The following is a 12542-nucleotide window of genomic DNA, read 5'->3' on the forward strand; positions in this document are numbered from 1 at the left end:
TCACTTCTCCTCATTCGTCGGGGCGGCGAGCAGCGCGCAGCCGGCCGTTCCGTCCCGGTCGACCGCCGTCACCAGCGCGAGTCCCCCGGGTGCGGCGGCTTCCTCTTCGAGCACCGTCAGGACCGCGGCGAACTGCAGGCTCGCGGCCGCCGCCGAGGTGTCGCCCAGCAGCGCCCGGCTGCCCAGCCACCTGGGCCGGGCCGCGGCGCCCAGCGCGTCGCCGACCGCTGCCTCCTCGACACCGGCGAGCACCCCGCCGGTCTCCACCGGGGCCACCAGCCGGACGTCCCCGGCCGACGCCCCGGCCTGCTTCAGGGCGTCGCGGATGCACTCGGCCAGCGCCCCGCGGGCCCCGGCCGGTGTGCCGAAGGCCCGGAAACGGGTGGTCAGCAGGCGGGCACCCACGGGCCGCCCGGCGGCCCGGGCGTCCTCGGCGGCCTCCAGCAGGAAGACCGCACCGCCCTCGCCGAGCGGGGTCCGCCGGTCGTCTCCGTCCCGGCCGTGCCACTCCAGCCAGGCCCGCTGCACGGAGTACTCCTCCGCCGCCCCGCACAGCACCCGCGCGCAGTGCCCGCCGCGGTGCAGCCGGGCGGCGTAGCTCAGCGCGGTCAGGCCGGTCAGCCGGCCGCCGGCGATGGTGGTGTTCGGGCCCTTGATGCCGTGCCAGATCGCGCTCTGCCCGGCGGCCCGGTTCATCACCGTGTTCGGGAAGCGCGCCGGGTCGACGTGGTACGGGCGTTCCCCGACGAGCGAGTCGCGGGTGAAGTCCATGATGCTCTGCACGCTGCCCGAGCCGGTGCCCAGGACCAGCCCGGTCTCCTCGGGCCGGGCGATCAGTTCCGGTCCGCCGTCGGTCAGCAGCCGGCCGACGGCGGTCACCGCGATGGCGGTGACCCGGTCCATGGTGCGGGTGCCCTTCTTGCCGACGTACGCGGCGGCGCTGAAGTCCGGCACCAGCGCAGCCTGCGCGAACGGCCCGGGGTGGGTCTGCGGGTCGAGGTCCGCGACGGCGCTGCGGCCGGCCCGTATCCCGGCACGGAACGGCTCGCTGCCCACCCCGAACGGGGACACCGCCGACCAGGTGGAGAAGACCAGTGCGGACATCAGACAGCCTCCCGGTGCCGTCCCAGGATGAGCACGGCGTTGTTGCCCGCGAAGGCGAGCGCGTTGTTCTGCACCACCGAGAGTTCGGCCGGCCGCGCGTGGTTGGGCACGCAGTCGACGCCGCAGTCCGGGTCGGTCTCCCGGTGGTTGATCGTGGGCGGGATGAAACCCTCGGCGATGGCCAGTGCGCAGGCCGCCGAGCCCAGGGCGCTGGCCGCGCCCATGCTGTGCCCCACCATCGACTTGATGGAGACGGTCGGGGGCGGCGCGTCGAAGACCTGCCGGATGGCGCCGGCCTCGGTCACGTCGTTCGCCCTGGTGCCGGTGCCGTGGGCCGAGATGAAGTCGACGTCCCCCGCGGTGATCCCGGCGTTGCGGTGGGCCAGCGCCATGCACCGGGCGAGGCTGTCCTGATCCGGCGCCACGGGGTGGTGGGCGTCGCAGTTCAGCCCATAGCCGAGGACCTCGGCGTAGATCCGGGCACCGCGCGCCTGCGCGGACTCCAGGCTCTCCATCATCAAGATGCCCGCGCCCTCGCCGGTGAGGATGCCCTTGCGGTCCCGGTCGAAGGGCTGGCACACCTCGGGCGCGATGGTGCCCAGCCGGTAGAAGCCGGCGAAGGTCTTGCGGCACACCGCGTCCGCCCCGCCGCACAGCGCCACGTCGACGTCGCCGGCCCGGATCGCGTCGTAGCCGCTGCCGATCGCGTAGTTGCCGGCCGCACAGGCGGTGGGGATGGTCAGCGCCTCGACGTCGACCAGCCCGAGCTCACGGACGATGCTGGAGGACAGCCGGCTGGCGTGCGCACGCCGCACCACCTGCCGGGAGAGCTGTTCCGGGCCCCGGTCGAGCTGCTCGCCGGCCAGCACATCCAGGTCGCGGGACTCCGCGTCGGTGGTGCCGACCGACACCATCGCCCGCCGGCCGCGCAGCTCCGCCGGGCCGATCCCGGCGTCCGCGACCGCCATGTTGGCCGCCGCAACGGAGAACTGGGTGGCCCGGCCCAGCTCGTCCGGCTCGACGCCGTGGATCCACTCCGCCGGGTCGAAGTTGGTGACCTCGCACCCGAAGGAGTGGGCGAAACCGGCGGTGTCGAACGCGGTGATGGGCTTGGCCCCGCTGCGGCCGGCCCGCAGGCCGGCCAGGAACTCCTCGACCCCGAGGCCGATGCTGGTGACCAGGCCGAGTCCGGTGATCACCACCTGGCGGGGCCGCTGATCGTTGTCGTACACCCTGCACTCCAGTCCCTCACGCCCGGCCCCGGACGGCCCCGAGGCGGGCAGCGCCGGCTACTTGGCGGCCACGGCCTCGTCGACGACGATGACCACGGCATCGAGGTTGACCATCCGGGCCAGCACGCTCTGGTCCAGGTCGATCGCGAAGGCACGCTCGAGGGAGGAGAGGATTTCGATGGCACCCATCGAGTCGGCCTCGTGGTCCTCCTTGAACCGACTGGTGTCGGTCATGTCGGCGGGCTCGATCTCCAGGATGTCGCAGATGATGTCCTTGATCTGGGCACGCCGTACGGCGCTGGTGGCTTCAGTAGTCATGCGCACGATGCTGGAGCAACGGCCTGACAGCTGGCTGACCGTGAACTGACGCGGATTCCCGCCGACTTCAGGCAGTTCCGTCCTCAAACGGCGCTGGGCAGGGGCAGGGGCTTGCCGGACAGGAACTGCGCGACCTCGCGGAACTCCTCGGGGTGTCCCGTCATCCAGGACCAGTAGCGCGGGATGGTGCGCGCGTACTCGCAGTAATAGCGGCGCACGCTCTCGACCAGCCGCCACAGTGTCGTCCGGCCGATCGACTCGCTGCGCCACACCAGCAGCAGTTCACAGGTGTGGGCGTCGGCGATCGGCACCAGACGGATGTCCTTGGTGGCGCCGGTCGGGGTGGTGAGCGCGGCCACTCCGGCGTCCCGGACCCAGCTCATCGCCTCGTGGTGGCCGCGCACCCGGTGCACCGACGTGGGGCGGCCGTCGACGAGGTCGGCGAACGCCGCCTCCTCGACGTCGTGGAACCAGTGGCCCCGCGCATAGCGCACCCACTCGAGCGAGTGCACCTGCGTGCCGTCGACCGGTTCCTTCCCGGACAGCCGGTGGCCGGGCGGCAGCGCGAGCCAGACCGGCTCGCGGACCACAACGGCCGTGCTGAGCGGGACCTTTCCGGTGTCGGCCGGCGGACGGCTCGACACGTTGGGCACCAGCGCCAGCGTGAGCAGGCCCTCGCTGACCGCGTCCATCGCGTCGGCCGGATCCACCGTCTCGGTCTGCACCTCGGCGGCCGGCAGTGAGGCGGCGATCGCCTCGCGCAGCGTGGGCGGCGTCCACTCCACGTTGCCGATCCGCACGGTGTTGGTGCTCTGCGCGGCCACCTCGGCGAGGAAGGCGTCCCCCCGCCGGGCGAGGTCGACGAGCATCGGGATCAGCCGCTCGCCGAGCGGGGTCGGGACCACGCCGGCGTGCGACCGTACGAAGATGTCGCCGCCTAACTCGCGCTCGATGCGCCGGAGTTGGGCCGAGAGTGCGGGCTGCGGAAGGTTGAGCTGTGCAGCCGCCTTGGATATACTCTTGGCGGTCGCAATACCTGCCACGAGTCGGGCATGCCGTAACTCGACGTGCATTGCAGGTCGGCCCCCCTGGCTCCCCCGGACACACGCATCACATGTGTCACACATTGAGGCGCACGCCAGACCGCCCTCTACGCCCCGTGGGTCGCATCCTATCCGCGGCTCTCAGGCGCGTCCACGGATTTTCACGGCACCGGTCAGCCGGTGAGCGCCAGGGACCGACGCGGGCTCCCGAGGATCTCGTCCTGCTTGAGGATCGCCTGGTAGATCTCGTGCAACGAGCGTCCCGGCTCCAGGCCCAGGTCGTTCGCCAGGCGCCGGCGCGTTCCGTGGAAGACCTCCAGCGCCTCGGTCTGCCGGCCGTCGCGGTAGAGCGCCAGCATCAGCAGCTCGCTGAGGCGCTCCCGACCGGGGTGCTCGACGGCGAGATGGCGCAGCTCCGGGACCGACACCCGCTCCGCGCCGACCGCCAGCTTCGCGGTGATCAGGTCCTCGTAGGCGGTGAGCCGGCGTTCGTCCAACTGCGCCGCCTCGGTGCGGCAACGGAACCCTTCGCAGATGTCCAGCAGCGCCGGCCCCCGCCACATGCCCAACGCCTGTTCCAGCACTTCGGCCGCCGGCGCGGCGTCCCGCGCGACCAGGGCAGCGCCCCGGTCGGCCAGCGTGAGGAAGCGGTGCGCGTCCACCGATTCGGCCGGAACGTCGAGCAGGTAGCCGCCGCCGACCGTGCGGACGAGGTCGCCGCCTCGCCTTCCCGTGATGGACGCCAGGAGCTTACGCAGCCGGGTGACGTTCGCCTGCAGGGCGTTCTTCGCGTTGGCGATCCGTCCGTCACCCCACAGTTCGTCCACGAGCTGGTCGAAGGGGACCGGCTGTCCCGGTGTCAGGGCGAGCAGGGCGAGCACGGAACTCACCCGCTTCGATGCCACTCCCCACCGCTGGGTGTCCTGAGTCAGAGCGAGTGAACCAAGTATGTGGATCTCCACCTTTTTACCCCCGTCTTCGACTGAGCCAAATCCTGGCCCGTCGACACACCCCTGGGAAATACCATCCCGTCGGTTCTTCCATACCTGTGCAGGTATGGCCCTCGGGCACCGTCACGCGGAAACGAGTGCTGGGCCGCTCGGAGGGAGCGGCCCAGCACCTGGCCTTCCCGGGGGTGGAAGGCCGATCGCATAGCTGCCGTGACCGGCAGCCGTGGTTCAGAAGCGCCCGGTTTCCTGCGTTTGGCGAAGATCACGCACGGTGGAATCAGCCGTACCGGTTGGTTGGGACTGCGCCCGGCGCATACCGCGGGACGGCCACCAGCTCGCGTTGCCCAGCAGGGTCAGCACCGACGGAAGGATCATGATGCGCACGATGAACGCGTCCAGCAGGACCGCGACCGCGAGGACGAAGCCCATCTGCTTCATCTCGACCAGGTTGAGGAAGACGAAGCTGGCGAAGACGGTGACCATGACGACCGCGGCGCTGGTCACCACGCCCGCGGAGCTGCCGATTCCGTCCAGCACGGCCTTACGGGTGTCCAGGCCGCGCAGCGCCGCCTCCCTGATCCGGCTGACCACGAAGACCTGGTAGTCCATCGACAGCCCGAAGAGGATGACGAACAGGAAGAGCGGAACCCGGGACCCGATCGCGCCGGTGGAGTGGAAGTCGAGGAGGCCCTGTGCCCACTGGCCCTGGAAGACCACCACCAGCAGACCGAACGCGGCGGCCGCCGAGAGCAGGTTGAGCGCGATGCCGATCAGGCCGATGACCACCGAGCGGAAGGTCACCACCGTCACCAGGAACGTCACCAGCAGCAGGAAGCCGACGACGAGCGGGAGCTTGGAATTCTGGTGGTCGAGGTAGTCGGAGTCACGGGCGATGTCACCGGTGACGTACGCCTCGGTGCCGGGCACCTTGCCGACCGTGGCGGGGAGGTAGTCGTCGCGGAGGTGGGCGAGCGAGTCGAGCGCCTTGGACGAGCTGGGCTTGATCGGCACGGAGAGCATCAGGCTGCTGACGCGGTGGTCCGTCGAGGTGCTCAGCGTGAAGGGGACGCCATGGGCGAACAACGGGTCGGCCTGGGCGCGCCGGGTGAGGTCCTCCAGCGCCTTCACCACCTGCGGTGAACGGTCCGCGTCGGCCCGCACCACGACCTGGTGCTGGACCAGCATCTCCGGGAACGCGGCGGTCAGCCGGTCGTAGGTCTGCACCGCGGGGATCTTGCGGGAGAAGGTGTCCTTGCCCAGCACGCTCAGCTTCAGTCCGAGCGCGGGGGCCGCGAGGCCCAGCATGATGAGCACCGAGACCACCAGGGTGATGCCCGGACGCCGGGTGGCGGGCCGCAGCATGGTGCTCCACACCTTGCCGGTGCCGGCGTGGTCCCGGTTCCGCTTGCCCTCGGCCGCGCGGCGGGCGTCACGGCGCTCGGCGCGGGCCCCGAGCTTGGTCAGCAGGGCGGGCAGCACGGTCAGTGAGCTGGCCATGGCGACGAGCACGACGATGATGGTGCCGGTCGCCAGCGAGGAGAAGATGACGTCGGTGGCGAGGTAGAGCGTCGCGGTCGAGACGATCACTGCGAGGCCGGAGACCACGATGGCCCGGCCGGCGGTCGCCGCGGCCAGCTGCACGATGGCCTCCGAGCCGAGCCTGCCGCCGGCCCGGGCCCGCTCCTCGCGGTCCCGCTTGAGGTAGAAGAGCGAGTAGTCGACGCCGACGGCCATGCCGATGAGCAGGATGATGTTGTTGCCCACGCCGGCGTCCGGCAGCACATGCGAGGCCAGGGCGGACAGGCCCATGGCGGCGGCGATCGAGGAGAGCGCCAGCAGGACGGGGACACCGGCCGCGATCACCGAGCCGAAGGCGATCATCAGGGTGATGACGGTGACCGGCAGGGTGAGCATCTCGGAGAACGCGAGGTCGTCACCGCGCTGCTGGTCGAGGCCCTTGCTCATGGACGGGCCGCCGGTCTCCTGGACCCGCACGCCGGGGTGGCTCTTCTGTACCGCCGCGGTCTGCGCGACCAGCGGGTCGACGTGCTTGCGCGCCGCGAGTTCCTCGCCGTTCATGACCACCTGGACCCTGAGGACCTTGTGGTTCTTGGACAGGACCGGCTTCTCGACCCCGTCAACCTCCGGCAGCTTGTGCATCCGGGCGGTGACGTCGGCGGCGGCCGCGCGGGCCGCCGCCTCGTTCAGCGCACCGGACGGGGAGTCGATGACGATCTGCTCGACCGGCCGGCGCTGCAGGCCGCCCTGGGTCGCGATCGCCTCGGCCTGCCCGGCCTTGCCCACCCGGTAGTCCTCCGTGGTGGCGCTGTGCGTCCCCGCGACAGCGGACGCGGCCAGGCACAGCGCCACGAAGAGGAACCACCCGACGATTGCCCGCCAGGGATGCGCCGCGCTCCAGCTCGCCACCCTCACAGTGACCGACTGTTTCTCCACTGACTCCATCCCCTTACTCGCGTCGCACCTGACTTCTACCTGTCAGCCACACATTACATGTGAATGAGGTCGCGTCAATCGGGCTTCGGAAACAAACCCGTTGGTAGGTGGGGCACTTGAGGCGTTCCGCTGCGCTCGGCCGCACCCGTACGTGCGCGGCCGGCCCCCCCGTAGGGGTTAATCGCCATTGCGCCGGCGACGGGCCCCGCACGTGCGCGGCTGTCCCACCGCGGTTGCTGGTCGCCGTTGCGCCTGTCGCGGATGTGTGTGGGGGGGGCGGTGCCGCTCCTCCGGACCGTGTCCCGCGGCGCGGCCCCTCCCGTGAGGGGGAGTGAAGCGGCCGGTGCGGGTGGAGGCCGTCTGTTCACTGTCCGCAGGGACCGGCGTTCACTGTCCGCAGGGACCGGCGTTCGCTGGCCGCGGGGGACCACCGGGCCCGCCCCCACCGGTCTTTTCTTCACCCACCCACGGGAGGGTGGGGGCCGGTGGGAGAGGCGGCCCGGAGGCATGGCGAAGCAGTCCGGGGGCCCCTACCCCGGACGCCCGTACCCGCAGCCCACAGCGCCGTGGCGCCTGCGGCGGACCAGCCCGCCGCAGGCGCCACGGTGAGACGACCACACGGGCGGGAAGGGCGAACACGTGACGGTCAGGCCACGTGCAAACGGACCAGCGCAGCGGCTCGTTCCAGGGCCTCGGTGACCTCGGCCCGGGTGTCGCCGACCGCGACGATGTGGCCGATCCGCCCGTACGCGTCCGTGGGCGGGGCGACCCGGCGGCCCTCGGCGGCGGTGACGGTCACCCGCTCCACGCCGGGGACGGCCCGGGCCTCCGCCACTCCGGTGACGCGCTCCAGGACCCCTTCCTCGGTGGGCAGGATGAACTGGATGCCGGCGTGCCGCCGGATGCCGTCGGGCAGCACCGGGGTGGCGCCGGTGGCGTACCCCACCTGTGCGGCGAGCAGGTCGACGCCGGTGGCCAGGCGGTAGAGCTCGGGGATGAGACCGCCGGCGAGCCGCGGGTTGATCTCGACGACGGCGCTGCCGGACGCGGTCCGCTTGACCTCGGTGTGGCTCGGCCCGCGGGTCAGGCCGGTCGCGGCCAGTGCGGCCGTCACCGCCTCGGCCATCTCCCGCGCCGCCTCTTCGGGCAGCTCGGCCGGCACGAGGTGCCGGGACTCCACGAAGTGCGGGGCACCGGTGACGGTCTTCTCGGTGATGCCGATGAGCTGGTGCCGGCCGTCGATCCCGAACATCTCCACGCTGTATTCGGGGCCGTCCAGGTACTCCTCGACCAAAGCCTGACCGGCCGTCGGCTGGCCGCGCCCGTTGGTCCGGACGGCCACGATCTCCTCGGCGAGCGCCGCCGCCTGCTCCGCGGAGTCACAGCGGCGCACCCGTGTCGAGCCGGAGTCGTCGACCGGCTTGACCACGCAGGGCGTGCCGAGGCGGGCGGCCGCCCGGGCGGCGGACGGCCCGTCCTGCACCACCGCGAAGTCCGGCTGGCCGATGCCGGCCCGCTCCAGGGTGCGACGCAGTTCGCCCTTGTTCCGGCAGCCGGCTATCGCCTCCGCCCGTTCCGCGGGCAGCCCCACCGCGTGGGCCAGCGCGGCCGCCGCCACCAGGTAGAACTCGCTGGTGGTGGACACCCCGGCGATGCTCCCGGGTTCGATCGCCTTGGTCACCGCACGGACCAGCGCGTCGGGGTCGTCGGTGTCGTTGGGGTCGTTGGTGTCGCAGTCCACGACCGTGGCGCCGGTCTCCGCCAGCCCGGCGTAGCGGGTGGAGTCGGCGGTCGCGAGGACCGGCTCGTAGCCGGACTCCGCCGCGATCCGCAGGGCCAGCATCCCGGTCCCGGTGGTGTTGGACTCGACGAAGACGAACGCCGGGCGCGGGGCATCCGCGCGGTTGCGGCGGAACGACCAGCTGTGCACCTCGGTGCCGTCGAGCACCTGCCGCGGCACCGTGGCCAGCGGCAGCCGCTCCAGGTTCTGCTCGGCCCAGTGCGCGGCGCTGTGCACGGTGTCGGCGTAGCGGTCCCCGCGGTCCGGGAAGATGCCCACGACGGTCGAGCCCGGGGTGGCCCGGGCGGCCATGGCGCCCAGCACCCGGTACACCGAGCCGGAGGTGTTGCCGGCGAACAGCTTCTCCTCGCGGGCCAGGTCCCGGGTGGCCCCGAACGCCTCACGGTCGTTGAGCCAGTGGACCTCGTCGATCAGGTCGTGGTCCAGGTTCTTCGGGTGCAGGCTGTTGCCGAGCCCGCTCTGCAGCCGCTTGGGCCGATCGGGCTGGCCGAACAGCACGCTGCCGACGCAGTCCACCCCGACCACGTACAGCTGGGGCAGGGACTCGCGCAGCACCCGCGACGTGCCGCACAGCGAGCCGCCGCTGCCCACCGCGCCGACCAGGACATCCACCGACTCCAGGTCGGCGAGGAGCTCCCCGGCGAGGTGCCGGTAGGCGGCGGAGTTCTCCGGGTTCTCGTACTGCCGCGGCCAGAACGCCCCCGGATTCCGGTCCATGATCTCCCGCAGCCGGGTCAGCCGGGCGCCCTGCCAGCCGCGGTCGTCCATCGCAGCCACCACGTGCACCTCGCAGCCCAGCGCCTCCAGCTTGGCCAGCGTGATCCGGTCGATCCGCGGGTCGGTGACGATGTGCACCGGATGGCCGAGCGAGGTGCCCACCAGGGCGACGCCCAGGGCCATGGTGCCCGAGGAGCTCTCCACGATCGGGGCGCCCTCGGCCAGCGCACCGGTCCGGCGCGCCTCGGTGATGATCTGCTTGCCCACCCTGTCCTTCATCGCGAACAGGTTGTTCATCTCCAGCTTGGCGTAGACCGCGACGCCCCGCTCGGCACCCAACCGCAGGCGCACCAGCGGCGTATGGCCGATGGCCTCGATCACGTTCTGGCTCAGCATGTGCGCTCTCTCTTCCCGTCCCTGCGCCCGGCCGCCACCGCTCCGGACGTCATCGGTCGAAGCTCAAGGTCCGATAGACCGTCACGTTGCCGACGAGCTCGGAGCACGCGCTCGCGGCGTCCACCACCCGTTGCGGGTAGGAGGGATCGGTGGTGTCCAGCAGCACCCCGAGGCTCGTGCCGCTGTGGCCGATCACCACACCGAGCCCGCCGACCTGCCGGCACATCTCGATCATCGGTTCCAACGTCCGTTTGGGACGCAGCACTTGGTTCATCAGGGCGCTGCGGGTGGCCACCGCGCCCACCTCGGCGAGGTCGGCGCCGGCCACCGCCGTGCTGATCCGTTCCAGCAGCCGGGCGTACTCCACGCGGTCGGCGGCCGAGAACGGTTTGGGGATGCGGTTGAAGGCGACGGTGTCGATCTCGCCGCCCTCGTCGGCGCCCACCACGGTCATCGACGGCAGCGACCCCAGTTCGGAGTGCAGCGCCACCCGCCGGTGGTAGAACGCCACGATGCCCGGGTAGAGGACGCCGTCGGTCGGCTCGATCTCGGCCAGCAGCGACTCGATCCGCCGGGGCGGCATCGGCTCCCCCAGCGCGTTGGCCACCGCGCGCGCCGTCGCCACGAGGTCGGCGGAGGAGCTGGCCAGCCCCTTGCCCTCGGGCAGGGTGCTCTCGATCGTCAGCACCCCGCCCATCGGCGTGGCCGACGACTGCGTGATCATTCGGGCGAGCCGGAGCGCCTTGCGCTTGTGGGCCGGGTACACCGTCAGCGCGTCGGTGCCGGGCGTGCCGTGGAACGTCACCCGGGCCCAGCGGGCGATCGGCAGGGTGACCAGGAAGTCGGTGTTCTCCGCCGGCAGGACACCCTGCAGCAGCTCGCCGAAGGTGCCGGACGCGGTGCTCATCCCGGTCACCGCCGCGTACGGGGCCTCCCGGCGCCCGAGGACGTCCTGCACCGCTCCGTCAGGGACCGTCGCCACTAATGCCGCCCCTCCGGTCCGGCCAGCAGCCGGTCCAGACCGGTCGCCGCCTCCGCGAGGTCCGCGCGCCGGGCGCGCCAGCGCTCCGCCACCACGTCGATGGCGGCCTCCTGGTCGGCGAGCAGGGACCGTACGGCCTCCGGGCCGGTCGAGCCGTCGGAGCACTTGGCGGCGAGGCCGCCCGGCACGCTCATCGCCTGCGCCAGCAGCCCGGCGGCGTCGTCGGCCCGGTGGCCCTCGTCGGCCAGCAGGGCATCCAGCAGCGGCCCGTCCGGCTCGGCGGGCGAGAGTCCGCGCTCGACGGCCCGCACGATGTAGCGCCCGGCGACGACCTGGGAGGTGCGCCAGGGCACCCCGGCGCGCAGGGTCAGGAGATTGGCGAGGGTGAAGCCGCCCAGGTACTCGCTCTCGCAGGCCGCCCGCATCCGGTCCGCCCGGAGCTCCAGGTTCTCCAGCACCGCGCCGAACAGCCGCAGCACCGACCCGAAGGCGTCGAAAGCGGCCGGCACCCCCGCGTTGGCCTCTTTGGAGACCTCTACGGAGTTGCTGTACGGGGTGTTCCGCTGGCCGGTGGCGATGTCGGTGTAGGCGGCGCTCAGGTGCGCCGTACGCGCGCGGATGCGTTCCAGGACCGGGTAGTTCTTCTTCTGCGGCATCGCGGAGGAGATGCCCGACCAGTGGTCCGGCAGGTCGACGAAGCCGTAGCCGGCGCCGCCCCAGGTCATCAGGTCGGTGACGAACCGGCTCAGGGCCACGCCGAGCAGGGAGAACTCCGCGCAGGCCTCCAGCGCCCAGTCGCGCTGCGCCACGGCGCGCAGCGCATGCCGGCGTACCTCGGTGAAGCCCAGCAGCCGGGCCATCCGGGCCCGGTCCCAGGACAGTTCCTGTCCGGCCATGGCCCCGGCGCCCATCGGGGAGGCGCTGGCCGTGCGGTACACCGCGTCCAGCCGGTCCAGGGTGTGCAGCACCTGGTCGCACAGCGCGGCGAAGTAGAAGCCGGGGCTGATCACCTGCGCCGGCTGCAGATGGGTGTAGCCGGGCATCACCAGTCCGGCGCCCCGGACGGCCAGCCGGTGCGCGGTGCGGCCGAACTCCAGCAGCGCCTCGGCGCTGTCCAGCAGCCGGCCGCGGCCGTACATCAGCTGGGCGGTGGCCTGCAGGTCGTTGCGGCTGCGGTCCACGTGCCAGGCGGGCGGCACCTCGGCCAGCCGGCGGGAGACGTAGCGCTCCAGGGTGAAGGCGATGTCGCTCATGCTCTCCCCGGCCTCCTGCTCGATGGCCTCGGGGGTGACGCGGTCGAGGAGGTCGGCGACGGCGCCGACCTGTGCGCCGTCCATCAGCCCGAGCCGCCGGTACTCCAGCAGCAACACCTTCTCCAGCTGGACGTATCCGGGCAGCAGGGCGTCGATCTCGAAGCGGAGCTGCGGTTCGAGCACCTCGGCGCGCAGCAGGGCGTCCGGGCCGGACGCGATCCGCCCTGTCAGCCCGCCCGGCCCGCCGCCACGGGGCGCCGTCACATCGTCGTTGGGCATGGTTTCCTCACGG

At 72.1% G+C, this 12542-nt stretch carries 9 protein-coding genes; all 9 read right to left on the reverse strand.

All coding sequences use genetic code 11. The features are described from left to right. Window positions 1-1104 (reverse strand): beta-ketoacyl synthase N-terminal-like domain-containing protein, encoded by a 1104-nt coding sequence (locus OIU81_RS16440; protein WP_329148546.1) that lies wholly within the window; start codon window positions 1102-1104, stop codon window positions 1-3. Then, window positions 1104-2336 (reverse strand): beta-ketoacyl-[acyl-carrier-protein] synthase family protein, encoded by a 1233-nt coding sequence (locus OIU81_RS16445; RefSeq protein ID WP_329148548.1) that lies wholly within the window; start codon window positions 2334-2336, stop codon window positions 1104-1106. The genes OIU81_RS16440 and OIU81_RS16445 overlap by 1 nt, the downstream gene beginning before the upstream one ends. 57 nt (window positions 2337-2393) lie before the next feature. Then, window positions 2394-2654 (reverse strand): acyl carrier protein, encoded by a 261-nt coding sequence (locus OIU81_RS16450; protein WP_329148549.1) that lies wholly within the window; start codon window positions 2652-2654, stop codon window positions 2394-2396. Between the two features lie 83 nt (window positions 2655-2737). Then, on the reverse strand, window positions 2738-3781 hold the full coding sequence (locus OIU81_RS16455) for a LysR family transcriptional regulator (RefSeq protein WP_329148551.1): 1044 nt from the start codon (window positions 3779-3781) through the stop codon (window positions 2738-2740). An 89-nt stretch (window positions 3782-3870) separates the two neighbouring features. Then, window positions 3871-4587, reverse strand: coding sequence for an AfsR/SARP family transcriptional regulator (locus OIU81_RS16460; RefSeq protein ID WP_329148553.1), 717 nt, complete (start codon window positions 4585-4587; stop codon window positions 3871-3873). Between the two features lie 288 nt (window positions 4588-4875). Further along, window positions 4876-7110, reverse strand: coding sequence for an MMPL family transporter (locus tag OIU81_RS16465; protein WP_329148555.1), 2235 nt, complete (start codon window positions 7108-7110; stop codon window positions 4876-4878). Between the two features lie 637 nt (window positions 7111-7747). Further along, on the reverse strand, window positions 7748-10015 hold the full coding sequence (locus tag OIU81_RS16470; protein ID WP_329148557.1) for a pyridoxal-phosphate dependent enzyme: 2268 nt from the start codon (window positions 10013-10015) through the stop codon (window positions 7748-7750). Window positions 10016-10064: 49 nt separating this feature from the next. Continuing rightward, entirely contained in the window at window positions 10065-10997 is a 933-nt protein-coding gene (locus OIU81_RS16475) for a GHMP family kinase ATP-binding protein (RefSeq protein ID WP_329148559.1), read from the reverse strand. Continuing rightward, entirely contained in the window at window positions 10997-12529 is a 1533-nt protein-coding gene (locus OIU81_RS16480; RefSeq protein WP_329148561.1) for an argininosuccinate lyase, read from the reverse strand. Before OIU81_RS16480 ends, OIU81_RS16475 begins: the two co-directional genes overlap by 1 nt. Between the last annotated feature and the right edge of the window lie 13 nt (window positions 12530-12542).

It is taken from the genome of Streptomyces sp. NBC_01454 (genome assembly GCF_036227565.1).
Lineage (GTDB): Bacteria > Actinomycetota > Actinomycetes > Streptomycetales > Streptomycetaceae > Streptomyces.